At 69.0% G+C, this 22,802-nt stretch carries 22 protein-coding genes; 9 read left to right on the forward strand and 13 right to left on the reverse strand.

Annotated features, from left to right (window positions below; genetic code table 11):
- Position 1: 1 nt before the first annotated feature.
- Positions 2–409 (reverse strand): RidA family protein, encoded by a 408-nt coding sequence (locus AC6CH2_RS05960; RefSeq protein ID WP_498268389.1) that lies wholly within the window; start codon positions 407–409, stop codon positions 2–4.
- A 456-nt stretch (positions 410–865) separates the two neighbouring features.
- Here AC6CH2_RS05960 and AC6CH2_RS05965 point away from each other — a divergent pair, with 456 nt between their 5' ends.
- The 7 genes from AC6CH2_RS05965 (at position 866) to AC6CH2_RS05995 (ending at position 8,872) form a co-directional block, all read left to right on the forward strand.
- Entirely contained in the window at positions 866–1,642 is a 777-nt protein-coding gene (locus tag AC6CH2_RS05965; RefSeq protein ID WP_498268390.1) for an SDR family oxidoreductase, read from the forward strand.
- Positions 1,642–2,931 (forward strand): amino acid deaminase, encoded by a 1,290-nt coding sequence (locus AC6CH2_RS05970; RefSeq protein WP_498268391.1) that lies wholly within the window; start codon positions 1,642–1,644, stop codon positions 2,929–2,931. The genes AC6CH2_RS05965 and AC6CH2_RS05970 overlap by 1 nt, the downstream gene beginning before the upstream one ends.
- A 71-nt stretch (positions 2,932–3,002) precedes the next feature.
- Complete coding sequence (locus AC6CH2_RS05975) at positions 3,003–3,860, forward strand: MurR/RpiR family transcriptional regulator (RefSeq protein ID WP_498268392.1); 858 nt, start codon at positions 3,003–3,005, stop codon at positions 3,858–3,860.
- On the forward strand, positions 3,857–5,335 hold the full coding sequence (locus AC6CH2_RS05980; protein WP_498268393.1) for an N-acyl-D-amino-acid deacylase family protein: 1,479 nt from the start codon (positions 3,857–3,859) through the stop codon (positions 5,333–5,335). The genes AC6CH2_RS05975 and AC6CH2_RS05980 overlap by 4 nt, the downstream gene beginning before the upstream one ends.
- The gene (locus tag AC6CH2_RS05985; protein ID WP_498268394.1) at positions 5,325–6,275 is read left to right on the forward strand and encodes a 2-dehydro-3-deoxygalactonokinase; all 951 of its coding nucleotides are present in this window, start codon (positions 5,325–5,327) and stop codon (positions 6,273–6,275) included. Before AC6CH2_RS05980 ends, AC6CH2_RS05985 begins: the two co-directional genes overlap by 11 nt.
- Positions 6,272–6,955, forward strand: coding sequence for a 2-dehydro-3-deoxy-6-phosphogalactonate aldolase (locus AC6CH2_RS05990; RefSeq protein WP_498268395.1), 684 nt, complete (start codon positions 6,272–6,274; stop codon positions 6,953–6,955). Before AC6CH2_RS05985 ends, AC6CH2_RS05990 begins: the two co-directional genes overlap by 4 nt.
- Before the next feature lie 36 nt (positions 6,956–6,991).
- The gene (locus AC6CH2_RS05995) at positions 6,992–8,872 is read left to right on the forward strand and encodes a glycoside hydrolase family 35 protein (protein ID WP_498268396.1); all 1,881 of its coding nucleotides are present in this window, start codon (positions 6,992–6,994) and stop codon (positions 8,870–8,872) included.
- A 70-nt stretch (positions 8,873–8,942) separates the two neighbouring features.
- Here AC6CH2_RS05995 and AC6CH2_RS06000 read toward each other — a convergent pair whose 3' ends face one another.
- Genes AC6CH2_RS06000 through AC6CH2_RS06015 form a run of 4 tightly spaced genes read right to left on the reverse strand, consistent with a single transcriptional unit; the run spans position 8,943 to position 10,938 of the window.
- Positions 8,943–9,920, reverse strand: coding sequence for an ADP-ribosylglycohydrolase family protein (locus tag AC6CH2_RS06000; RefSeq protein ID WP_498268397.1), 978 nt, complete (start codon positions 9,918–9,920; stop codon positions 8,943–8,945).
- The gene (locus AC6CH2_RS06005) at positions 9,917–10,297 is read right to left on the reverse strand and encodes a cupin domain-containing protein (protein ID WP_498268398.1); all 381 of its coding nucleotides are present in this window, start codon (positions 10,295–10,297) and stop codon (positions 9,917–9,919) included. Before AC6CH2_RS06005 ends, AC6CH2_RS06000 begins: the two co-directional genes overlap by 4 nt.
- Before the next feature lie 54 nt (positions 10,298–10,351).
- Positions 10,352–10,558 (reverse strand): twin transmembrane helix small protein, encoded by a 207-nt coding sequence (locus tag AC6CH2_RS06010; protein WP_498268399.1) that lies wholly within the window; start codon positions 10,556–10,558, stop codon positions 10,352–10,354.
- On the reverse strand, positions 10,555–10,938 hold the full coding sequence (locus AC6CH2_RS06015) for a hypothetical protein (protein ID WP_498268400.1): 384 nt from the start codon (positions 10,936–10,938) through the stop codon (positions 10,555–10,557). Before AC6CH2_RS06015 ends, AC6CH2_RS06010 begins: the two co-directional genes overlap by 4 nt.
- Before the next feature lie 191 nt (positions 10,939–11,129).
- Here AC6CH2_RS06015 and AC6CH2_RS06020 point away from each other — a divergent pair, with 191 nt between their 5' ends.
- On the forward strand, positions 11,130–12,554 hold the full coding sequence (locus AC6CH2_RS06020) for an aminotransferase-like domain-containing protein (RefSeq protein ID WP_498268401.1): 1,425 nt from the start codon (positions 11,130–11,132) through the stop codon (positions 12,552–12,554).
- On the opposite strand, the gene AC6CH2_RS06025 is transcribed toward AC6CH2_RS06020, so the two are convergent.
- Positions 12,466–12,930, reverse strand: coding sequence for an MmcQ/YjbR family DNA-binding protein (locus AC6CH2_RS06025; protein ID WP_498268402.1), 465 nt, complete (start codon positions 12,928–12,930; stop codon positions 12,466–12,468). The genes AC6CH2_RS06020 and AC6CH2_RS06025 overlap by 89 nt on opposite strands.
- 70 nt (positions 12,931–13,000) lie before the next feature.
- Positions 13,001–13,408 (reverse strand): GFA family protein, encoded by a 408-nt coding sequence (locus AC6CH2_RS06030; protein WP_435396817.1) that lies wholly within the window; start codon positions 13,406–13,408, stop codon positions 13,001–13,003.
- Positions 13,409–13,509: 101 nt separating this feature from the next.
- On the opposite strand from AC6CH2_RS06030, the gene AC6CH2_RS06035 reads away from it, so the two are divergent.
- A complete protein-coding gene (locus AC6CH2_RS06035; RefSeq protein WP_498268403.1) occupies positions 13,510–14,454 on the forward strand; it encodes a helix-turn-helix transcriptional regulator in 945 nt (314 codons plus the stop codon).
- 117 nt (positions 14,455–14,571) lie between these two features.
- Here AC6CH2_RS06035 and AC6CH2_RS06040 read toward each other — a convergent pair whose 3' ends face one another.
- The 6 genes from AC6CH2_RS06040 to AC6CH2_RS06065 all read right to left on the reverse strand — a co-directional run bounded on the left by AC6CH2_RS06040 (position 14,572) and on the right by AC6CH2_RS06065 (position 22,730).
- Positions 14,572–15,753, reverse strand: a complete 1,182-nt coding sequence (locus AC6CH2_RS06040; protein ID WP_498268404.1) for a S8 family serine peptidase — start codon at positions 15,751–15,753, stop codon at positions 14,572–14,574.
- A complete protein-coding gene (locus AC6CH2_RS06045; protein ID WP_498268405.1) occupies positions 15,657–16,973 on the reverse strand; it encodes a hypothetical protein in 1,317 nt (438 codons plus the stop codon). The genes AC6CH2_RS06040 and AC6CH2_RS06045 overlap by 97 nt, the downstream gene beginning before the upstream one ends.
- Positions 16,974–17,484: 511 nt before the next feature.
- Positions 17,485–19,461, reverse strand: coding sequence for a GMC family oxidoreductase (locus AC6CH2_RS06050; RefSeq protein ID WP_498268406.1), 1,977 nt, complete (start codon positions 19,459–19,461; stop codon positions 17,485–17,487).
- Positions 19,458–19,946 (reverse strand): hypothetical protein, encoded by a 489-nt coding sequence (locus AC6CH2_RS06055; RefSeq protein ID WP_498268407.1) that lies wholly within the window; start codon positions 19,944–19,946, stop codon positions 19,458–19,460. Before AC6CH2_RS06055 ends, AC6CH2_RS06050 begins: the two co-directional genes overlap by 4 nt.
- Before the next feature lie 11 nt (positions 19,947–19,957).
- A complete protein-coding gene (locus AC6CH2_RS06060; RefSeq protein WP_498268408.1) occupies positions 19,958–21,295 on the reverse strand; it encodes a hypothetical protein in 1,338 nt (445 codons plus the stop codon).
- A gap of 484 nt (positions 21,296–21,779) precedes the next feature.
- The gene (locus AC6CH2_RS06065; RefSeq protein ID WP_498268409.1) at positions 21,780–22,730 is read right to left on the reverse strand and encodes an AraC family transcriptional regulator; all 951 of its coding nucleotides are present in this window, start codon (positions 22,728–22,730) and stop codon (positions 21,780–21,782) included.
- Positions 22,731–22,802 lie beyond the last annotated feature (72 nt).

Here is a 22,802-nt window from a genome sequence, read left to right on the forward strand (position 1 = left end):
CCTACGCCTCGCCGAGCGGCGAGTACGCAATGGCCTCGATCTCGATCTTGCAATCGACCATCATTTGCGAGCGCACGCACGAACGCGCCGGCGGATGCTCGCCGAAGTACTCGCGGTAGATGCGGTTGAAAGTCCAGAAGTCGCGGGTGTCGTCGAGCCAGACGGTGATCTTGACCACGTGACTCAGGTCGCAGCCGGCCAGGCCGAGCACTTTCCTGACGTTGTCCATGGTGCGGCGCGTCTGCGCCTCGATCCCGCCCTGTTCGATCTCGCCGCGTTCGTTCATGGCGACCTGACCGGAGATGTAGACGAAGTCGCCGGCGCGCACCGCCGGCGAGAACGGCAGTGGCTGGCCGCCGGCGCCGCTGGGCTCCAGGCCGTAGCGGACGATGGAAGTGGAATCGCTCATGGAGGGGACTCTCTGCAAGGGAAGAACGGGTAGACCCGAGCCGCGCCGGCGGCGCACTCCGCCGGCCGCGACGTCCCGTCCCTTGGACAGCGGACACGCGGCGCCGAGGCTGGGTTCGATAGCACGCCGCGAGGCCTGCCCGCCGCGCCTTGAAAATATCTTACAAATTTTCACGATGCATTTTGCAGCGCACAATGGCTGCCTTTCAAGGCCTCTGCTACATTCCAGGCCAGGATCATGACGCTTATGTTTGAAATTTACAGGATATCAACGGGCCAGCACACGGACCGCGCCAGCCCGACCGCGGCGAGGGTCGCGCGCACGGCGCTGCCGAAGCCCCCGCCATCGGCGATATTCCGGACTACCGCCCCCCGCCGTCGCGGTCGCCTCGCAACACTCGGTCCGACACGGCGGGCGCTCCCCCTGAAGGAATGATCCGTCCATGAAGCAGAGCCCATGAGCCACAGCCGCTTGACCTTGATCACCGGAGCCGCGGGCGGCATCGGGCGAGGATTGCTCGCCCGCTTCGTCGCCGGCGGCGACCGCGTGCTCGCCCACGATCGCGATGCCGATGCGCTCGCGGCGCTGGCGGCGGACTTCGCGCCCGGCCAGGTGCTGACCGCGGCGTCGGAGCTGTCCGATCTCGACGCGCTGCGCGCCGCGCTCGCGCCGCTGACCCAGGCGCACGGCCCGATCGGCGCGGTCGTCGCCAATGCCGGCAGCGCCGAAAGCCTCAGCCTCGCCGGCACCACGCCGGGCGCCTGGCAGCGCGATGTCGATGTCAATTTGAATGCCGGTTACTGCACGGTCGAAGCCGCGCTCGACGGGCTCAAGCAAACCCGCGGCAACATCGTCTTCATCGGTTCGGTCAACGGCCTCGCCGCACTCGGCCACCCGGCCTACAGCGCGGCCAAGGCCGGCCTGATCAGCTACGCCAAATCGATCGCGATCGAGTACGGCCGGCTCGGCCTGCGCGCCAACGTGATCTGCCCCGGCACGGTCAAGACCCAGGCCTGGCAGGCGCGCGCCGACAAGCATCCGCAAGTGTTCGAAGACCTGAAGAAATGGTACCCGCTCGGCGACTTCGCCACGCCCGAGGACATCGCCGAGGCCGCCTGGTTCCTGGCCTCGCCGCAGGCGCGCATGATCAGCGGCGCGGTACTGCCGGTCGACGGCGGGCTGATGGCCGGCAATCGGGTGATGGCTTCGGAACTCACTCTGGAGCCGTACTGATGAACGAGGCGCTGCGCCAACTCGGGCACCAAGTGTTGTTGCCCGGGGTCAAGGGCCTGCCCTCGCGACTGCCCATCCGCCAGGACGCGATCGGCGGGCTCGGCCTGAATGTCCTCGACGGCCGCCTCTCGTACCCGGTCGCGGTGCTGCGCGAGTCCACCCTCGCCCACAACATCGCCTGGATGCGCGATTTCGTCGAACGCGCCGGCGCGCTGCTGGCGCCGCACGGCAAGACCACGATGAGTCCGCAGTTGTTCCAGGCCCAGCTCGAGGCCGGCGCCTGGGCGATTACCCTGGCGACGATCCCGCAATTGCGCATCGCCCATCGTTTCGGCGTGCGCCGGGTGCTGTTGGCGAACCAACCGGTCGCGATCGCCGACATCGAAAGCCTGGCCGCGCTGCTGCACGACGACCCCGGCTTCGAGGCCTGGGTGCTGGTGGATTCCCCGGCCGGCGCGCAGCGCCTCGCCGCGGTCATGCAACGGCTCGCGCCGCAGCGCCGCTTGCCGGTGCTGGTCGAACTCGGCGCCGACGGCGGCCGCACCGGCGTGCGCGGGCTCGACGCCGCGCTCGCACTCGCGCGCGAAGTCGCCGTGGGCCCGGGGCTGCGCCTGGCCGGCATCGAAGGCTATGAAGGCCTGTGGGTCGGCGCCGATCGCGATGCCGACCTGGCGCGCGTGCGCGGCCTGCTCGCCGAACTGGTCGAACTGACCCGCCGTTGCGACGGCGAAGGGTTGTTCGATGGCGAGGAGATCCTGATCAGCGCCGGCGGCTCGGCTTATTTCGACTTCGTCGCCGATGCCTTCGCCATGGTCGGCCACACCTCGCTTCCGCTGCGGCGGGTGCTGCGCTCGGGGTGCTACCTCACCTCCGACCACGGCTTCTATCACGGCCTGCAGCAGGAGATGCGCACCCGCCACGACGCCAGCTTCCGCCATGGCCTGCAGCCGGCGCTGGAAGTGTGGGCGGCGGTGCAGTCGCGTCCGGAGCCGGGGCTGGCGCTGCTGACTGTCGGCAAGCGCGATGCGTCCTACGACATCGACCTGCCCAAGCCGCTGTGCTGGCATCGCCCCGGCGAACCGGCGCCGCGGCCGATGCGCGATGCGCGCATCGCCAAGATGAACGACCAGCACGCGTACCTGGAGCTGCCGCACGATCATCCGCTGCAGGTCGGCGACCTGGTCGCGACCGGCATCTCCCACCCCTGCACCACCTTCGACAAATGGCAGTTGCTGCTGACGGTCGACGACGGCTACCGCGTCACCGGCGCGATCAACACTTTCTTCTGACCGCGCCGGCGACCGGACTGCATTCGCCGCGCCGACCACGCAACCGACTTCACCCGAGGAACGAAGCCATCGTGTCCGACAACCTCATTCCCAAGATCCGCGCCGCGCTCGACCGCTTGCGCCCCGCCGAGCGCAAGGTCGGCGAGACCGTGCTGGCCGACCTGGACTTCGCGATCCACGCCAGCATCGGCGCGCTGGCGATCCGCGCCAACGTGTCCGAGCCCAGCGTGACCCGCTTCTGCCGCGCGATCGGCTGCGAAGGCCTGCGCCAGTTCAAGGTCCTGCTCGCCCATAGCCTAGCCGTCGGCGTGCCGTACCAGGCCGTCACCATCGACAAGGACGACGATGCCGCGACCCTGGTGCACAAGGTCTGCGACAGCATCTCGGCGGCCTTGCACGATGTGCGCGAACGCACCGACCCGGCCGCGCTCGATGCCGCCGCGGCGCTGATCGCCGGCGCGCGCCGGGTGTGCTGCATCGGCGTCGGTTCGGGCTCGGGCGTGGTCGCGCAGGACGCTTTCCTGCGTTTCCTGCGCCTGGACATCGCCGCTTCCGCGCACAGCGACGGCCATCTGCAGCGGCTGGCTTCGGGCATGCTCGACGCCAGCGACGTGCTGTTCGCGATTTCCCTGTCCGGCCGCAGCCCCGAGGTCAACGACAGCGTGCGCATCGCCAGGCAGCGCGGCGCACGCATCATCGCCCTGACCCAGGCCGGCACGCCGCTGGGCTGGGACGCCGACGTGCCGCTGCTGCTGCCGCCGTCGAGCGCGGCGACGCCGTACTCGCCCGGCGTGTCGCGGTTGATGCAGCTGGCGGTGATCGACATGCTCGCGATCGCGGTCGCGCTGCGCCAGGACCCGGGCGTGCTGGAGAAGGCGCGCCGGGCCAAGGCCGAAGTGGAGCGCGCACAGGCCCCGGGGCGCTCGTGAGCGCGATCCCCGCAGCCGCGACGCTCGCCCACGATCTGGTCATCGCCGACGCCTGGGTGCTCGACGGCAGCGGCGGCCCCGGCTATCGCGCCGATGTCGCCGTCGACGGCGAGCGCATCGCCGCGATCGGCGCGCCCGGCCGCCTGCAAGGCCGACAGCGCGAAGACGCGAACGGACTGGCCCTGGCGCCGGGCTTCATCGACGTGCACACCCACGACGATCGCGCCGTACTCGACGACCCGGGCGTGTTCAACAAGCTCAGCCAAGGCGTGACCACGGTGATCACCGGCAACTGCGGGGTCAGCCTGGCGCCGTGGCGCGCCGACCGCGAGCCGCCGGCGCCGCTGTCGCTGATCGGCCGCCAGGCCGACTTCCGTTTCGAGCGCTTCGGCGAGTATCTCGATGCGGTCGACGCGGCGCGCCCGGCGGTCAACGTCGCCGCGCTGGTCGGCCATTCGACCCTGCGCATCGCCGAGGTGGCCGACCTCGAGCGCGCCGCCGATGCGGGCGAACTCGAGCGCATGCGCGCGCGCCTGCGCGAGGCGATGCAGTCCGGCGCGTTCGGTTTTTCCAGCGGCCTGTTCTACCGGCCCAGCCGGGCCGCGCCGAACAGCGAAGTGATCGAGCTGGTGCGCGAAAGCGGCGCGTACGGCGGCCTCTACACCTCGCATGTGCGCGACGAATACGACGGCGTGCTCGCAGCGATCGACGAGGCGATCGACGCCGGCGAGGCCGCGCACACCCCGGTGGTGCTGTCGCATCACAAATGCGCCGGTCCGGCCAACTGGGGCCGCACCGTCGAGACCCTGGCGCGCATCGACGAACGCCGGCGCCGGCACTGGGTCGGCCTCGACGCCTATCCCTACACCGCCGGTTCGACCGTGCTCGATCCGGACTACGTCGACGGCGCGATCCGGATCCTGGTGAGCTGGTCGACGCCGCACCCCGAACAGGCCGGCCGCGACCTCGCCGACATCGCCACCGAATGGCGGGTCGGGCAGAAGGAAGCCGCGCGCCGCCTGCACCCGGCCGGCGCGGTCTATTTCCAGATGCGCGAGGACGACGTGCGCCGGGTGCTCAGCCACGAACGCACCATGATCGGTTCGGACGGCCTGCCGCACGACGCGCATCCGCATCCGCGCCTGTGGGGCGCGTTCCCGCGCGTGCTCGGCCACTACTGCCGCGACCAGGGCCTGTTCCATCTGCCCGAGGCGATCCGGCGCATGACCGCGCTGTCGGCCGATACGTTCGGCCTGAAACGGCGCGGCCGGATCGCGCCGGGACTCGCCGCCGACCTGGTCCTGTTCGACCCCGCCACCATCGCCGATCGCGCCACCTTCGCCGACCCCAGACAAGCCGCCGCGGGCATCCGCGCGGTCTGGGTCGGCGGCGCCTGCGCCTTGCGCGATGGTCACGCCACCGGCGAACGGCGCGGCCGCGTCCTGCGCCGCGAGGAGGAACGCCATGCTCGATGAGCCGCTGCATCGCCACACCGCCCACACCGGCACCGCGATCGCCCTGATCGGGGTCGACTGGGGCTCCACCCATCTGCGCGTGCACGCCTTCGATGCGCTCGGCGGCATCGTCGCCACCCGCCAGAGCGCGCGCGGCATGGCCTCGCTGCATTCGCCCGAAGCCTTCGCCGCCGCGCTCGACGACCTGCTCAGCGTCGACCTCGATGACGGCGATGCGCCGATCCTGCTCGCCGGCATGGTCGGCGCACGCAGCGGCTGGCAGGAAGCGCCGTATGCGCCGCTGCCCGCGCACGCCGAGGCCCTGGCCGCGGCGTTGCAGCCGCTGAAGTTCAGGCAGCGCCGCGCCGCGATCGTGCCGGGGGTCAGCGGCGCCAGCGACGGTTTCGACGACGTCATGCGCGGCGAGGAGACCCAGGCGCTCGGCGTGCCGCCCGGCACCCGCCGTGTCGCCGCGCCGGGCACCCACAGCAAATGGCTGACCCTAGACGGCGGCGGCGTGGACGGCGGCGGCGTGGTCGGCTTCTCGACCTATCCGACCGGCGAGCTGTATTCGCTGCTGCTCCATCACAGCCTGCTCGGGCGCGGCCTGCCGGCCGAGGCCTGGTCGGAGCGCGGCTTCGTCAAGGGCCTCGACACCGCACGCGAACGCCCGGACTGGCTGCACCAGTTGTTCGGCGTGCGCGCGCGCAACGTCCGCGACGCGGCACCGGTCGAGGAACTGCCGGCGTTCCTGTCCGGCCTGTTGATCGGCTACGAATGCCTGGCCGCGAACCGCCAGCCCGGCGACGACGGCGAAGTCGCGGTGATCGGCGGCGCCAAGCTCGCCGCCACCTACGCCCTGGCGCTGCGCCGCTACGGCGTCCCCCACTACATCATCGAAGGCGATACCGCGTTCTGCCGCGGTTTGTGGCGCATCGCAAAGGCGGCCCGATTCGTATGACCCTCGCCCCGTCCACCTCCGCGTCGCCGCCGACCACGCTGCCGGCCTGGCTGGTCCAGTCGCCGTTCGTCGCGATCCTGCGCGGCATCACCCCGGACGAAGCCTTGCCGGTCGGCGAGGCGCTGTGGAGCGCGGGCTGGCGGATCATCGAGGTGCCGCTGAACTCGCCCGACGCGTTCGAAAGCATCGCCCGCCTGCAGCGGCGTTTCGGCGACACGATCCTGCTCGGCGCCGGCACCGTCCGCCGCGCCGACGAAGTCGACCGCCTGACCCGGATCGGCGCGCGCCTGATGGTTTGCCCGCACACCGACCCGGCCCTGATCGGCTACGCCAAGGCCTGCGGCCTGCTCAGCCTGCCCGGCGCGGCCACGCCGAGCGAATGCCTGGCCGCACTCGACGCCGGCGCCGACGGACTGAAGCTGTTTCCGGCCGATGCGCTCGGACCGGCGATGCTGGGCGCGTTGCGCGCGGTGCTGCCCGCCGGCACCGCGGTGCTGCCGGTCGGCGGCATCCACACCGACCTGCTCGCGACCTGGCACAAGGCCGGCGCGGCCGGCTTCGGCATCGGCGGCACCTTGTACAAGCCCGGCGCCACCGCCGCCCAGGTCGCCTCGACCGCTCAGGCCTTCAACGAAGCGTGGCTCGACTCGCTGCCGCCGCTGTACGCCGCGCGTTCGTAAGCCGCGCCCGCTTCCTTTAAACGACCGAGTCCGATCATGATCCAACGCGCACGTCGTCACCGCATCGCCGCCGCCCTGCTCGGGCTGGGCCTCGCCTTCGCCTCGCCGGGCAGTTTCGCCGCACCGCGTTTCGCCATCGAAGGCGAGCGTTTCCTGCTCGACGGCAAGCCGCACCTGATCCGCTCCGGCGAAATGCATTACCCGCGCATTCCGCGCGAGTTCTGGCGCGAACGCCTGCGCCAGGCGCGTGCGATGGGCCTCAACACGGTCACCACCTACGTGTTCTGGAATCTGCACGAACCCGAGCCGGGCCGCTTCGATTTCAGCGGCAACCTCGACCTCGCCGCCTTCATCCGCACCGCAAAGGAAGAAGGCCTCGACGTGATCGTGCGTCCCGGCCCTTACATCTGCACCGAGCTGGAGTTCGGCGGCTTTCCGGCCTGGCTGCTGCGCACGCCGGGCCTGCGCGTGCGCAGCATGGACCCGCGCTTCCTGAGCGCGGTCGAACGCTACCTGCGCCGCACCCACCAGGAACTGGCGCCGCTGCTGAGCACGCGCGGCGGGCCGATCCTGATGATGCAGGTCGAGAACGAGTACGGCTCGTACGGTCGCGACCGCGACTACATGGAAACGATCAAGCGGCAGATGATCGCGGCCGGCTTCGACCTGCCCTTGTTCACCTCCGACGGCGCCGGCCCGCATTATTTCGAGGGCGGCCCGCTGCCGGGCGTGACCGCGGTGATCAATTTCGACGGCGATGTCGCCGACGCCAAGGCCTCGTTCGAGCACCTCAAGGCCTTCCGCCCGCAGGGGCCGCGCATGGTCGGCGAATACTGGGCCGGCTGGTTCGACCATTGGGGCGAGCAGCACCACACCACGCCGCCCGAGCGAGCGGCGAGCACGGTCGATTGGTTCCTCGGTCAGGGCATCTCGTTCAACCTGTACATGTTCCATGGCGGCACCAGCTTCGGCTGGATGGCGGGCGCGAACTACAGCCGCGACATGCCCTACCAGCCCGACACCACCAGCTACGACTACGACGCGCCGGTCGACGAAGCCGGCCGGATCACGCCGAAGTACCGCGCTCTGCGCGAGGTCATCGGGCGTCATCTCGAAGCCGGCGAAAGTCTGCCGCCGATTCCAGAGCCTGCCACGCCGACCATCGCGATCGCGCCGTTCGTGCTGCGCGAATCGGTAAGCGTGCTCGACGCCTTGCCGGCGTTGAGCCGTCCGGTGCGCGCGCAGCTGCCGCGGACCATGGAAGCGCTCGCCCAGAACTACGGCTTCGTGCTCTATCGCAACACCGTGCCGCAGGGCGCCAGCGGCAAGCTGGTCGTCGACGAGGTGCGCGACTACGCGGTGGTGCTGGCCGACGGCAAGCCGCTCGGCACCCTGGACCGGCGCTTCGGCGAACGCGAATTGGCGACCGCTTTGAAGCCGGGCGAGCGGCTCGACCTGCTGGTCGAGAACATGGGCCGGATCAACTTCGGCACACGCCTGGATGAAGAGCGCAAGGGCATCACCCGCTCGGTGACGGTTGGCAAGCAGGAACTGTTCGACTGGACCATGCACCCGCTGCCGCTGAGCGATCTGAGTGGCCTGCGCTACTCCAGCAAGAGCGCGCCGGCCGGTCCGGCATTCTGGCGCGGCGGCTTCGAACTCGACCGTGTCGGCAGCACCTTCCTCGACACCCGCGGCTGGGGCAAGGGCCATGTCTGGATCAACGGCCGTCACCTCGGCCGCTACTGGAAGATCGGCCCGCAGCAGACCCTGTTCGTGCCCGCGCCGTGGCTGCGCAAGGGCCGCAACGAAGTGGTCGTGCTCGATGTCGAAGGCGGCGGCGCGCGCAGCCTGCAGGGCCTGACCGATCCGGTCTACGAGACCGCGCCGGATGCGTTGAAGCCGCGGGGGAAGTAGGGCTTACGCAGGCTCGGCGGCGTGCGGGGAGCGAAAAGCAATCCCCCCGCTGCCGTTGGCAAAGGCAGGGCTAGGGGGGATTTGCTCCTGCTTGCCCTTCCATCGCTTCCGCGACCTCCACCACCTCATCGCTCTCCGACAACGCCAGCAAGGCCTCCGCCATCGCCGCGATCTCTTCGCGCATGCTCAGGCGATCCAGCCAGCGCGGCGGGATTTCGTCGACGCCGTAGTAGGCGCCGGCCAGTTGGCCGCAGATCGCCGCGGTGGTGTCGGCGTCGTCGCCGAGGTTGGCCGCGCGCAGCACCGCGCTCTCGTAGTCGTCGCTGTGCAGGAAACACCACAGCGCGGCTTCCAGCGACTCGACGCTGTAGCCGGAACCGACGATCGCGTCCTCGCGTTTGCCGGCGTAGTCGCGGGCGTGGATCGCGGCGACCTTGGGGCTCGCCGGCGCCGGCATCGCCGGGGTCAGCACCGCCTCCTTGCCGGCGCCCATGAGCGCGGCGCGCAACTGCATCGCGAACAGGCGCGAGCAGTCCAGCGCCTCGTCGGCGCCGTGGGTGGTACGGGTGGATTCGGCCGCGTAGTGCTGCGTCGCCTGGGCATGCCGGCGCCACAGCATCGGCACCGGCGCCAGCCGCATCAGCGCGCCGTTGCCGGCCGCGCGCGGGCCGGTGTCGCCGGCGAAGGGATCGCCGCTGCCGAGATAGCGCGTCAGCGCCGCAGTCACGGTCATGCCGATGTCGAAGCACTCGCCGTTGCTGCTCATGTAGCCGACTTCGCGCCAGTTGCAGTACCGGCTCATCTGGTCGCGTGCGTCGAAGCCGCGCCGGTAGATCAGGCTCGCGGCCAGGCACAGCGCCATCGAGGTGTCGTCGGTCCATTGCCCGGCGCGCAGGCCGAACGGCCCACCGCCGACCATGTCGGTCAACGGCGCGAAGCTGCCGCGCGCGCTGAACTCGACGGTGGTACCGACCGCGTCGCCGCAGGCCAGGCCCAACAAGCAGCCCAGGTAGCGCTCGCGCGATCCGATCGCGGCGGCCGCGCTCATGCGGCCTCCGGATCGATGTCTTCGTAGTTCGAAGGGTCGAAGCGCGGCGTGCAGATCGCCAGGAACAGCAGGTCGCCGTCGCCGAGGTTGGCGATGCGTTGCGCCACACCGGGCGGAATCACCACCACGTCGCCGGGGCCGACGAGGCTCGGCGGCAGGTCGCCGACTTCGACCCGGCCCTGGCCTTCGAGCACGAGGTAGCGCTCGCTGGTGCCGCGCAGGCGATGCAGGCGGGTGGTAACGCCGGGCTCGACGCGGGCGCGCGCGATCGAAGCCTGCGGGTCGTCGCCGGAATTCCACCACTCGATGATGTGGCAGCGTTCTTCGAAGTAGTACTCGGCGGTGTCGGCGTTGCGGACGATGCGGGGCTGGGTCATTGCGCGGGCTGCGGCGGCGTGATGCCGCCAGCTTAGCCTGCGCCGGCGAAGAGCTTAAGCGCCGACGCCGTGCGGTTCGACCACGCCGGTGGCGATGCCGGCCACGACCAGGCCGATCAATACGATCGAGAAGACGATGCGGCGCGTGAGAGCGTTGACCGTGCGCTTGCTGCTGCCCTGGTCGACCAGCATGTAGTACAGGCCGGCGCCGAGGTTGTAGAGGATCACCCCGAGGAAGGCGGCGACGAACAGGATCTTCATGATTCGACCTTGCCCACGAGCGGGCGGGTGCTGTTTCGGTGAGGGTCGGCCGATGCGGCGGCGGCGCTCGCGGCGCGAGCGCGCAGCCAGCGCCAACGCACGACGATGGCCAGGGTCATGACCAGCAGGAACAGGCCGTAGGCGACCGAGCTGGCCAGCACTTGTTTCCAGATCGCGCCGGCGTTGGGGTCGGCGTTGTGCATGCTCCAGTGCATGCCCCAGCCGGCCAGCAGGGTCGCCAGGACCAGGCTGGCGCTGTCGAAGGCGGTGCGGGCGCCGCCGCGCGGCTGGCGCGGGTAGGCCCAGAACAGCCAGGCCAGGATCGAAAACCAGGGCACGAACAGGATCAGGGCCAGGTTGAGTTCGACTTGCGGGTTCATGGCGGCGGGGGTCCGGAGAGGGGCTCTTGCTACGGGAGCCATTCTGCCGGGACCGGATCAGAAGACGTAGAATCAGATCTCGGATAAAAATACATATCAGTTGCGGCGACCCGGAACCGTCGCGGGCCGCGGAAGAAGGGATAGAGCACGCCCCTCCGCTTCGAGAACGAAGCCGCCACACGGACCCCCACATGAAGCGCTACCAGGCTCTCGCCGACGACATCGCCCGCTCGATCCGCCAGGGGCTGCTGTCGCCGGGGCAGCGCTTGCCCTCGGTGCGCCAGACCAGTGCGGCGCGGCAGCTCAGTCCGTCCACCGTGTTCCAGGCCTATTACCTGCTCGAAGCGCAGGGGCTGGTGGAGTCGCGGGCGCGTTCGGGCTATTACGTCAGCGAACAGGCGCGGGCCTTGCCGCCGGAACCCGACGCGGCCTCGCAGCCGGACGGCGAGTCGCGGCCGGTCGATGTCAGCGAACTGGTGTTCGAGGTGCTGGAGTCGGCGATGGCGCACGACATCGTGCCGCTGGGCTCGGCCTTCATGAGCCCGGCACTGTTCCCGCTCGCCAGGCTGGGGCGGGCGATGGCGCACGAGGCGGTGCATCTGGACCCGCGCAGCACGGTCGACGACCTGACCCCGGGCAATGCCGAACTGCGCCGCCACATCGCCCTGCGCTATCGCATCGGCGGAGTCGAGCTCGGCGCCAACGATCTGGTCGTGTGCAACGGCGCGATCGAGGCCTTGAACCTGTGCATCGCCGCGGTGACCCGGCCCGGCGATGCGGTGCTGGTCGAGTCGCCGTGTTTCTACGCCGCCCTGCAGGTGCTCGAACGCCACGGCCTGCATGCGATCGAAGTGCCGACCCATCCGCGCGATGGCGTCGAGCTCGGCGCGCTGGCGAGCGCGATCGAACGCCACGCGCCGAAGGCCTGCTGGCTGATGACCAATTTCCAGAACCCGCTCGGCAGCACGATGCCGGACGAGAACAAACGCGAGCTGGTCGAATTGTTGGCGCGCCATGAGCTGCCCTTGATCGAAGACGACGTCTACGGCGAGCTGCACTTCGGCAGCCATCGGCCGGCGCCGGCCAAGGCCTACGACCGGCGCGGGCTGGTGCTGCATTGCTCGTCGTTCTCCAAGACCCTCGCGCCGGGCTACCGCATCGGCTGGGCCGCGGCCGGCCGTTATACCCAGCGGGCGGCGCGGCTCAAGCTGACCAACACCCTGGCGACCTGCGTTCCGGCGCAACTGGCGATCGCGCGTTATCTGCAGCGCGGCAGCTACGAGCGCCATCTGCGCCGGCTGCGCACCACCCTCGCCGCGCAGCAGAGCGCCTACCTGACCGCGGTCGCCGAGCACTTCCCGCAGGGCACGCGCGTCACCCGGCCCGAGGGCGGCTATTTCCTCTGGATCGAACTACCCGAGGACCGCGATGCCCTGGCCGTGCAGCGCGAAGCGGCGCGCCGCGGCATCAGCATCGCGCCGGGGCCGATCTTCTCGGCGCATCGCGGCCACGGCCACTGCCTGAGGCTCAACTACGGCCATCCGCTCGATGCCCGCGTCGCGGCAGCGTTACGAGTTTTGGGCGAGCTTTCGTCGGCGCGATCGGCGCCAGCCTGAGCCGCTGCGCCTCGTCGGCGTCGGCCAAGGCTTCGGCCTGGCGCTTGCGGCTGAGCCCGCCGAGCGCCTTGCGGTACGACCAGTCGACCAGCTCGCGCAGGTAGTCGTCGGGCAGGCGGCGCACATCGACGATGGTGACCCAGTGGTAGCGGCCCATGAAGCGCGCCGGCTTGGCCCCGGGCATGTCGGTCAGTTCGACGAAACGGTCGGACGTGACCTTGAGGCTGAAGCGCCAGCGTTCGGGCTCGCTGGTCTTGAAGTAGGCGAAGAATTTCTTGCCGACGCTGTAGACCAGGATATTCGACGGCGCCGGGTGCAAGACCTCGTCCGCGCCCGGGTAGGCGCGGCACCATCGCTTGAGTCGTTCGGTATCCATCGCGTCGGCCTGGCTGCGGTCGGGCCGTGCATCCTCGCACAGCCGCGCCGCAGCGCTCGCCGCCCCCGGTTCAAAGGTGGCGCGTCACCGCGGGCACTTCGAACCAGTTGTTGTGGCGGCCGTCGAAATAGACCACCGGCAGCTCGGCGAGCTCGGCGTGTTCGATGTTGTCGATGCAGGCCACGTTGACCGAGTAGTAGTCGCCGCCGATCTCCTCGACATAGCCCTTGCCGAACACGTGCACGCCGCAGTGCTTGCAGAACTGGTGGTGGGCGACGAAGCCGCCGAACTGGTAATTGCTGATCGCGTCCTCCCCGGCCAGCAGGCGGAAGGCGCTCGGCCGGATCACCGCGCCCCACTTGCGCAGCTTGGCGCAGATCGAACAATTGCAGCGCCCGCTGCCTTCGGCCAGGTCGACATCGGCTTCGCAACGCACGGCGCCGCAGTGGCAGCTCAACTGGTAGGTCTGTACGGTCATGAGGGCATTCCTGGTGGACGGAGCGGGCGTACCGCGGGACAGGCTCAGGATACGACGAATAGCGGACAGGATATGTCCTAAATAGTCGCTAGACTGAGACCATGCTCAAGACCTCGACCCGATTGTTGCGCCTGCTGTCGTTGCTGCAGCAACGGCGCCACTGGACCGGCGCGGAACTGTGCGACCGCCTCGAAGTGGAGGCGCGCACGGTCCGCCGCGACGTCGAACGCCTGCGCGAACTGGGGTACCCGATCCAGGCCTCGGCCGGCGTCGGCGGCGGCTACCAATTGTCCGCCGGCACCTCGCTGCCGCCGCTGCTGCTCGACGACGACGAGGCGGTCGCGGTCGCGGTGGCCCTGCGCAGCGCCACCGGCAGCGTCTCGCGCATGGAGGACACCGCGCTCGGCCTGCTCGGCAAGCTCGACCAGTTGATGCCGGCGCGCCTGCGCCGGCGGATCAGCGCGCTGTATTCGGTGACCGTGTCGTTGCGCCACGACGCCGCCACGCCCGACGTCGACACCCTGACCGAACTGGCCGGCGCCTGCCGCGACCGCCTGCTGATCGAACTCGAATACCAGGATCGCGGCGGCCGCCCCAGCAAGCGCACGATCGAACCGCTGCGGTTGGTCAGCAGCGGGCGGCGCTGGTATCTGCTGGCCTGGGACCGCAGCCGCGACGACTGGCGCCTGTTCCGCGCCGACCGCATCCGCAGTGCCCGCTGCGGCGCCGGCTTCCCCCCGCGCGATTTTCCCGAAGACGTCGCCGGCTACGTCCAGCGCAGCCTCAGCCAGGGCATGCAGGGCGAGGTCGTGCACGCCCGCCTGCGCGGCTCGGCCGAAGCCCTGGCGCCGACCCTGCCGCCATGGTGCGGCGTGCTCGAACACATCGACGAGCACAGCAGTCTGTTGCACGTGCGCGCGGAGACCTCGGAAGAATTGCTCGCGCTGCTGGCGCTGACCGGGGTCGAATTCGAACTGGTCGACGCCGGCGAACGCCTGCCGCAGTTGCGCGCGGTGGCCGAGCGCCTGCTGCGCGCACTGGGCTGAGGCGCAACGCGGTACGCAAAAGAGGCCCGCCGTGCGGCGGGCCTCGGACAATCGCCTGGATACGGCCCGCGCCGCGCGAAGCGATGCGGTCCGATGCCGCTTTACCGCGGGGCCGCCTTACTGCGCGACCGCATTCGAGCAGGCCGTATCGTTTTCGCCGTGCAACACGTCGTAGCTCTTCTGGCCCGCCGGCAACGGACTGGCCTGCGCCGGCAACAGGCCGCGGTAGGCCGGGTCGTACAGCGCCGACAGGAAGCAGGCCTGCGACTGCGCGTGGAACTTCAAGCGGCCGGTGCCGTAGCTGCTGTCGAAGCCGGCAACGCCGAGGTCGTTGCCGCCGGTGCCGGCCACATAGGTCAGCGAGTCCTGCACCGAGCCGGCCAGGGCGAGGTTGCGCTGGCGCAGCGCCAGGGCGTGGTCGGCACGCTGCCGCACGGTCGGATTGGCCGGCAACACCGGCACCGTCGCATCGGTCAGCTGGCGCTGATGTTGCAGGCCGAGCAAGGCCAGTGCGGCCACGTGCGGCGTCGCCGAGGAGGTGCCGTTGAACCCGTTGTCGCCGAAGGACACCGTATCGACGTTGGCGAAATTCGCCAGGTCGGGCTTGGCGTTGCCCATTGCCTGTCCGTTCGGGCGCGCGCCGCCGGCGGCCAGCACCGGGCCGCGCGAGCTGTAGCCCTCCAGGCTCGAGGTCGCCGCGTCCAGCGCCGCCACCGTGATCACGCTGGCCGAGTCGGCCGGGTGGATCAGCGAACGCTCGGCCTGCGCGTATTGCGGCTTGTAGTAGCCGCCGGTCATCAGGCGCAGGAAGTTGTTCGCCGCGGCGGTCTTGCGGACGATGCGCAGGCCGAACTTGCCGCCGCCGGCGAATCGGTTGGCGTTGAATACGCCGTTGCACTCTGCGGTGCGGGTGGCGGCGGACGGCACGAAGGACACGTACTCCAGCGGCGTCTGGCCGGCACCGCCGTTCTGGAGGTCGTCCGACTGGGTCGCCACGACCCAGCCGGCCGGAACGATCACGCGGCCGTTGCGGCGGACCGCATCGGCCCAGCGCACCAGTTCCAGCCGATAGTCGGTGTCGGCGGTGTTGTCGGCGTTGGCCCAATCGTTCCAGCCCAAAGTCGCGCTGACTTCGAAATCGCCCTGGTCCTGCGCGCTGAAGGCACCGACCGGAATGCAGCCGCCATAGTCGGCCCCCAGGCTCAGGCGATTGACGGTGTCGACGCCGGCCGCGCTGAGGTCGAAATCCTGCCGCACGTTGGCGACCGCGCCGGCGGTGCTGGCGCCATCCCAATGCACCTGCGCTTCGTTACCTGCGGCGTTGAGCACCAGCACGCCGTTGCGCGTGGCGGCCTCGATGGCGTCGTACAGGCCCTTGAGCGGGCTGCCGGTGCCGGTGCCGTCGCCGGGCCCGTACAGATCGAAGCCCAGCGATGCGGTGATGACCTGCGAACGCCCTGGGCGACGTTCTGGGCGCTGAGGTTCGCAGCGTCCTGGACCGCGCTGACCCAGTCGGCCGCGCCGGAGCTGTCGTAGACGCGGAACGAGGCCGCGGGCGCGATGTCGTAGACGATCTCGGTGACCGCATTGCCGTGCGCCGTGCCGCGGTGGCCGAACGCCTGGCCCGGCAATGCGCGCAGGGTGATCTTGTTGGGCTCCGCGGCGGTGTTCCTCGGCCACTCGCCGGCCGCCTGCAGCGCCGCCACCTCGCCGTCGAGGTTGCCGAAGTGGTCGATGACGGCGATGTTCAGGCCTTCGCCGCGCAAGTCCCGGCGCAGATTCTCGGCGATTCCGGCGTACTGGCCGAGCGTGCGCAGGTGATCGAGATTGCTGGCGGCGACGCCGTCGCTGAACACGGCCGTCTGCGACATCTTCATCAACGACACCTGGGCCACCGATTGCAGGCCGGCGACCCATTCCAGCTTCGCCAACGGCACCAGCGCCTCGAGTACCGGCGAGCCGTTGACCGCGGTCGCCTGCATGCCGGCGGCGAGCAGGGTCTCGCGCAAGGTCGAGGTGGCGCGGTCGAGCAGGCTCGGGTTCTGCACCTCCTCGAAGCTCAGCGCCAGACCGAGAGTCACCTTGACCTTTTCGCCGTCGCGCAGCCGCAACGGGATGCCGGCGCGATCGAGCGCGGCGATCTGCGCGGCGGCACTGACGGCCGGCTTCGCGACACCGGGAGCGCTGCCCGCGCTACCCGCAGGCGCGGCGCCACGGGCAGAGGCCGACGGCACGGTGCTGCCGGCCTGGGTCTGCGCGAGCCACTGCACCGCTTCCAGCAATTGACCGCCGCCGAGCTTGGCCTGCGCATCGTTGCGCGGCGTGGGCGCGGCGTAGGCGACATTGCGCAGGCTGGCGCCGACGAAAGAACCCGGGGCCCTCGACGATGCGGCGAACGCATCGCCGGGCGCACCGAGCGCCGGCTGTCGCGCATCGTGGCGCGACCACATCAACACGGTCGCACAAGCCGCCGCGAGACCGAGCACCGCGAAGGTCTTGCTGGAGGGGAGCTGCTTCATTCTTTGTTTTCCTGTTCGTGTGATTGCAAGCACGGAACACCGTCGCCGACGGGCGCAGACCCGCGGCCGACCAAGGCGAAGACCTGGTTCCGGCGAATGGAAACCTCGATGCGAGCCGCGTATGCGCAAGGCGCTTCGAACCGGCTCACCAGATCAAACGCCGCGCGCGATTCATTCCCCTACCGCGACGTCGAAGTTTTCATAGAACGAATCGCAATGACGTCCCGCATGGGGGATTGGCGCGAACTTGCGTTGATTCGCGCACGGGCGTCGGGACGCGATGTGGCACACGATCGAACGCGATCGTTCATCCGTGACAGCGTTGTCCGGCGTTTATGTTCCGATCGAAACCGAATCCCCGACGTTCGATGGACGCGCCGATTCGCGCGGCCGAACGGCCCTGGACGGTCGTTGTAGCAACGACGATGCCGGCGCGCCACGCAACGAGGCCGCGCCCCTCCCGGACGCGGCCTCCTCTGCCCTGCCTGCAGTATCCGCGCGGCCCGTGGGGTCAACCGAGGTCGTGCAGGATATTGTCCGCCGCCTGCAGCGCCAGCGCGGCGATGGTCAGGGTCGGATTGGCGGTGGCGGTGCTCGGGAACACGCCGCTGCCGACCATGTACAGATTCGGATGATCCCAGGACTGTTGCCGCGGATTGAGCACCGAATCGCGCGGGGCGGTGCCCATCCGATAGGTGCCGATGATGTGGCCGGCGCCGTAGAAGGTGAAACGGTCGCCCTTGTACTCGAAAGTGCTGGCCGTCGCTGCGGGGCCGCTGGTTTGCGCCGCCGGCGGCGGCTGGGTGTATTCCTTGGCGCCGAGGGCATTGAAGATCAACGTCGAGACTTGCTTGGCCGAAACGAAAGCGTTGCGCACGTAGTCGTCGCGGATGCGGTAGGTCACCGCCGGTCGCGGCAGGCCGAGATGGTCGCGCAGTTCCGACAACTGCACCCGGTTGTCCGGATCGGGCAGTTGCTCGATCAGATAGCCCAGGCGCAACTGCCGCACGTAGATCGCGTTGAGCGTGTTCACCAGTTGGGTGCCGAACAATCTGCTGAAGGGCGGCAGGTTCGGATTGAAACGCAAGGGTTCGCTCTGCTGGTTGAGCGAGTTGCCGTTCAACTGGGTGTTGTTCTGACCGAAGATGAAATCGGCCAGGGTGGTATTGGGATCGTTGGTCGCCCAGTTCCAGCCCTCGTTGCCGATCTCGATGCGATAGGCCGCGCGCTGGCTGCGGAACGCGCCGTCGCGCGCCGCCTCGATGCCCGAAGTCGACAGGGGCCCGCGGAAGGCATAGACCGGATCCTTGGCCAGGCCCCAGGCCAGGTACATGACATGGTCCATGAGGTTGCGGCCGACCTGGTCGGAACTGTTGGCGACGCCGTTGGTCCAGCCCGGATTGTTTTTCGACATCAGCAACAGCTTCGGCGTCTCGATCGCGTGCGCGGCCAACACGTAGCGCTTGGCCGTCGCCGTGCCGGTGCCGGTGGACGGCCCGGTCTGGCTGTCGTAGGTGATGTAGTCGATACCGCTGACCTGGTTGCCGTCGAGGCGAATATTGCTCGCCACGGACTTGTATTGGATCTGCACGTTGCCGGTCTGCAAGGCCTGGGCCAGGGTCACCGAACCGTCGTATTTGGCCTGGATCGGGCAGATGGGAATGCAGTTGGTATTGCCGGCGCACTGGCGGCGGTTGCCTGGCCGGGAGTTGCGGCCCTGCGGCGTCGGCGTGACGAACAGCGGAATGCCGTCGACCTTGAGTGTGGTGACCGTCTGCGCGTACAGCCCGTCGTTCATCGACTGCACGATGCCCGGCATCGGGAAATCGTAGTTGTCGCCGTACACGCCGCTGGGCTCGACGTCGAAGGTCTTGTACAGATCCACCATCGCCTGCTTGTCGGCGGATACGCCGATCACCTCGGTGGCCTTGCGGTAGTACGGCAGCAGTCTGTAGAAGAACTGCGATCCGCCGGGCCAGTCGACGCCCTGGCCGTACCGGGTTTTGAGCCGGAAGTCGTTCGGCAGGTTATTGAGCGAAGTACCCAGCCAGTGCCAGGTGGTGCCGCCGGCAACCCGCTCATAGGAACTGCCGAAAGCGAAAGTCAGTTCCGGGCTGTCGGGCGCCAAGCCTGGCTTCGGAGCGTCGTAGACGAAGTAACTGATGCTCGGGTCCTGCCAGGCATTGATCTGCAGCACCGTGTAGCGCGGCGTGTTGAGGCTGGACGGATCGGGTTGGCCGAGCGGGTTGTCGGCGGTGGCGGCGACGGCGCCCTGGATGGTCGGCGGGTACGGCGACTCGGGGGTCTTGGCGTTGGAGGTGAAGAAAGTCTGCAGGTACTCCTCGCGGCTCTTGGGCACCGGTGGCCCGCCTTCGAGGATCAAGACCTGCTTTCCGGCCTTGCCGAGCTGGTAGGCGACGATCGAACCGGCGATGCCGGAGCCGACGATCACCACGTCGAAGCCGCCGGGAGGCGTGACGATGCTCATACCGGGTTCTCCAGGTAGGCGCTCAGCGGCGGCGGCGGGTTGGCCCAGTAACCGTAGTGGTAGGTGGTGCTGCCCATCGGATGCGATTGCATCACCCGCCACACCAGGCCCTGGATGTAGCTGTCGGCCGAGATCACCTCGCTGAAAGTCTGGCCATGGGTGGATGCGGGGGTGTCGATCACCGTCGGCCAGGCGCCGGCATACCACAGGAACAGCAACTGCCGGCACGGAAATTCGAACTCGGGCTTGTTCGCGAACAGCAGCTCCACCACGCGCTCCTCGCGATTGGGCGGATTGCCCGTGAGCTTGTTGTCGATGCTTTGGTACCACGCCAGGATGCTGTCGGCCTCTCCCTTACTTACGCGATCGCGGAAGGTCGCCAGATAGACCGGCGTCATGTTGGTGCTGTCGTCCGGCGCCAGCGCTTCGCGCTTGAATCCGGTCAGGCCGACGCTGAGGCTGATGAAGGTGTCCATGGGGTCCATCGAGAGGCTCCTTATTGCGCGCGCTGCAGCAGATAGGTGAAGTCCGAAGCCATGCCGTTGGTCATGGTGGCGTTGTTGTGGCAGCCCATGCAGCTCGACGAGCCCTGCGGCGTCTTGCCCTGGATGTAGGTCTCCAGGGTCGCGTTGGCGAGGAAGACCGGCGCCGGCGTGCCGCTGGGGTCGATCGGGTTGTTCGCCTTGGTCGGCCACTGCGTGCTGATCAGCTGGTAGTTGGCCCACACCGAGTTCGCATTGACGCTGCGCAGCAAGGACTGGTACTGGGCGTTGAGCTTTTGGGTCGCATCGGTCAGCGGAATCTCGCGCACCACCTGGGTCGGCTGGGTGTAGCTCGCGTTCGGGTTCCACGGACGCGGCGGCGGCTCGTTGGCGAGGCAGGCGGTGCAGCTCTTGTCGAAGAAGTTGTAACTCGGCTTCGACTGCGGCTCGCCCAGGCTCGGCGCGTTGTCGACGTGCTCGAAGGTCGACCACACCCACTGCGGCGCGTTCTTGGTCTTGTGCACGATGTGCAGGCCGACCAGCCCCATCGTCTGCAACTTGCACGAAGCCGACACGCCTTCGTGCTCGCCCGGGTTGGTATAGACCAGGGCCTTGATGGTGTGGAAGCGGTTCGTATCGTCGTTGCGGCCCATCACCTTCCACGATGACTTGATCATGATCGCGCCGACGTTGCTCGGCGTCTGCGGCTGGGCGAAATCGGCCGGCTTGTTGAAAGCGGCCTGGCCGGCCTTGCTGTACAGCCCGTCCTTGACGATGCGGTCGAACATGTCCCGGTTCATCATGATCGCAAAGCGCACGTACTGGCCGTTCTGGTCGATCAGCGGGCCGGTCTCGAACGGCTCGGCGCTTTCGTCGAGTACGTCCGGGGTCTTGCCGACCTGGGTCAGGTTGAGGGTGCCGCTCCCCACGCCCTTGCACACTTCGGGTGGCGGCGAGTCGGTGCCCCACGCCGGCGGCGCGGCGCCGCCGGGCAGGAAGACCTCGCGGCTTTCCTTCCAGTTCTCCCACACCGTCGGCAGGTTCGCACCGATCGTGGTGCTCGTGTTCGGGTTGCCGTTGGCGTCGGCGGGCCAGTTCACCGCGACGAAGGTCTGCCACGACAGCAGGTCGAAATCGCCCTGCAGGTCCTGCAGATTCGGGTCGCTCTGGGGCACGTCGACGTCGAGCGGGATCTGCCAGCTCAGCGGCGGCAAGGCGGCCTGGGAGCGGATGTCCTCGCGCGTCAGCTTGTCGTGCGGTTCGGGCTTCACGCCGCTGTCGGCGCAACCGCCCAAGGCGATCAGTGCTGCGGACGCCGTCAGCATCAGACGGCGGCGGTATCGGTATGTCATGGCCTGGCCCCTGCTCCTTGGTCGAACGAAGCGAAGGCTTTCGCTTCGTCGCGGTGCAGGCAGCGTCCCTGTGTCGATGTATTGCGATTCCATGCCGACGAATCCGGCTTGGCTGGCGATCGCAATCGCTGGCTCCACTCGCGTCGAGCGCAGACGCTACCGGTGCCTCGCGGGCAAAAATGCGACGCGCCCGGCAAAAGAAAAATATCCGCGGTTTATTTGCCTTCGCGCCGACGATGCTGTCCTGCGCGGCGCTTCGTTTGCGTTACCGCATACAGCGCACGCTTTGGGTGCGTGCGAGTTGGCGAACGCGAACCAGGGTGAGCGAAGGTGAGTGCGCGAGGAACGCCTGCGTGGCAGTGCCGGCGCTCGGCATCGTTGCGACAGGCGAATCGCAACGATCCAGCATCGCGGCACGCCGGGCGCGTCGGCCTCGGCTCATGCGCTCGCAGGCACCCGCGCCGCGACGAATCGATCCGACCGCTCAGCTCTGCGGCGCGCTGCGCGCCTGCACCACTTCCGCGCGCGGCGGCGCGCCGAACAAGCGCTTGTACTCGCGACTGAACTGCGAGGGGCTCTCGTAGCCCACGCGGTGCGCGGCGACCACCGCCTCGACCCCGTTGACCATCATCAACCGCCGCGCTTCGTGCAGGCGCAACTGCTTCTGGAACTGCAGGGGCGACATCGTGGTCACGGCCTTGAACTGGTGATGCAAGGACGAAGTGCTCATGTGCACCTGCTCGGCCAGGGCCTCGATGCTCAACGGTTGCAGATAGCACTGGCGCAGCACCGCGACCGCCTTGGCGATCCGGTTGGAGCGGCTGTCGCTGACGGTCAGCGCGCGCAGGCGGTGGCCCAGGTCGCCCATCAGCACCCGGTAGAAGATCTCGCGCAGCGCCAGCGGCGCCAGCACCGCCAGGTCCTGCGGCGTGTCCAGCAGCCGCATCAGGCGCAGCACCGCGTCCATCAGGGTCGTGTTGACCCGGGCCGCGTACAGGCCCAGGTCGGCCGACTGGTGGCTGCCGTGGCCGCGCTCGGCCAGCGGTTGCCCGGCGTCGACCAGCAGGCGGGCGATCTCGGCCGGGTCGATGTCGATGCGCAGGCACAGATAGGGCTTGTCGGGAGTGGCCTCGACCACCTGGCCGATCATCGGCAGGGTCACCGACACCACCAGGTAGTTGAGCGGGTCGTAGTGGTAGGTGCGGTCCGACAGGGTCACCACCTTGCGGCCCTGGGCGACGATGCACAGGCGCGGCTCGTACACCGAGGGCGAGCATTCGGTCGGCGCGCTCATCCGGATCAACTGCAGGGCCTCGACCCCGGTCGGGTGCACTCCATCGCCGTGCGTTAATCGGGCAATCCGGCCGACCAGTTCGGCCAGCGCCGCGCAGCTCCCGCGTTGGGCGATCGATTCTGCGGAAGTATTGGCGTTCATGGCTTCCCGTCGACTATCGGGTTGCGGCGATTATCGGCACGAATCTGGCCGCAGACTGTGCCGCTTCGGCCG

Source organism: Lysobacter sp. GQ73 (genome assembly GCF_059758755.1).

Bases quoted from the DNA above. Each gene is read 5' to 3' on its own strand.
- AC6CH2_RS05990 (WP_498268395.1), top strand. From the start codon at position 6,272: ATGACCCTCGCCCCGTCCACCTCCGCGTCGCCGCCGACCACGCTGCCG.
- AC6CH2_RS06015 (WP_498268400.1), bottom strand. From the start codon at position 10,938: ATGAACCCGCAAGTCGAACTCAACCTGGCCCTGATCCTGTTCGTGCCC.
- AC6CH2_RS05995 (WP_498268396.1), top strand. From the start codon at position 6,992: ATGATCCAACGCGCACGTCGTCACCGCATCGCCGCCGCCCTGCTCGGG.
- AC6CH2_RS05960 (WP_498268389.1), bottom strand. From the start codon at position 409: ATGAGCGATTCCACTTCCATCGTCCGCTACGGCCTGGAGCCCAGCGGC.
- AC6CH2_RS06065 (WP_498268409.1), bottom strand. From the start codon at position 22,730: ATGAACGCCAATACTTCCGCAGAATCGATCGCCCAACGCGGGAGCTGC.
- AC6CH2_RS06025 (WP_498268402.1), bottom strand. From the start codon at position 12,930: ATGGATACCGAACGACTCAAGCGATGGTGCCGCGCCTACCCGGGCGCG.
- AC6CH2_RS06000 (WP_498268397.1), bottom strand. From the start codon at position 9,920: ATGAGCGCGGCCGCCGCGATCGGATCGCGCGAGCGCTACCTGGGCTGC.
- AC6CH2_RS06005 (WP_498268398.1), bottom strand. From the start codon at position 10,297: ATGACCCAGCCCCGCATCGTCCGCAACGCCGACACCGCCGAGTACTAC.
- AC6CH2_RS06050 (WP_498268406.1), bottom strand. From the start codon at position 19,461: ATGAGCATCGTCACGCCTCCCGGCGGCTTCGACGTGGTGATCGTCGGC.
- AC6CH2_RS06010 (WP_498268399.1), bottom strand. From the start codon at position 10,558: ATGAAGATCCTGTTCGTCGCCGCCTTCCTCGGGGTGATCCTCTACAAC.
- AC6CH2_RS06055 (WP_498268407.1), bottom strand. From the start codon at position 19,946: ATGGACCCCATGGACACCTTCATCAGCCTCAGCGTCGGCCTGACCGGA.
- AC6CH2_RS06030 (WP_435396817.1), bottom strand. From the start codon at position 13,408: ATGACCGTACAGACCTACCAGTTGAGCTGCCACTGCGGCGCCGTGCGT.
- AC6CH2_RS06060 (WP_498268408.1), bottom strand. From the start codon at position 21,295: ATGACATACCGATACCGCCGCCGTCTGATGCTGACGGCGTCCGCAGCA.
- AC6CH2_RS05985 (WP_498268394.1), top strand. From the start codon at position 5,325: ATGCTCGATGAGCCGCTGCATCGCCACACCGCCCACACCGGCACCGCG.
- AC6CH2_RS06035 (WP_498268403.1), top strand. From the start codon at position 13,510: ATGCTCAAGACCTCGACCCGATTGTTGCGCCTGCTGTCGTTGCTGCAG.
- AC6CH2_RS05970 (WP_498268391.1), top strand. From the start codon at position 1,642: ATGAACGAGGCGCTGCGCCAACTCGGGCACCAAGTGTTGTTGCCCGGG.
- AC6CH2_RS06045 (WP_498268405.1), bottom strand. From the start codon at position 16,973: ATGAAGCAGCTCCCCTCCAGCAAGACCTTCGCGGTGCTCGGTCTCGCG.
- AC6CH2_RS06020 (WP_498268401.1), top strand. From the start codon at position 11,130: ATGAAGCGCTACCAGGCTCTCGCCGACGACATCGCCCGCTCGATCCGC.
- AC6CH2_RS05965 (WP_498268390.1), top strand. From the start codon at position 866: ATGAGCCACAGCCGCTTGACCTTGATCACCGGAGCCGCGGGCGGCATC.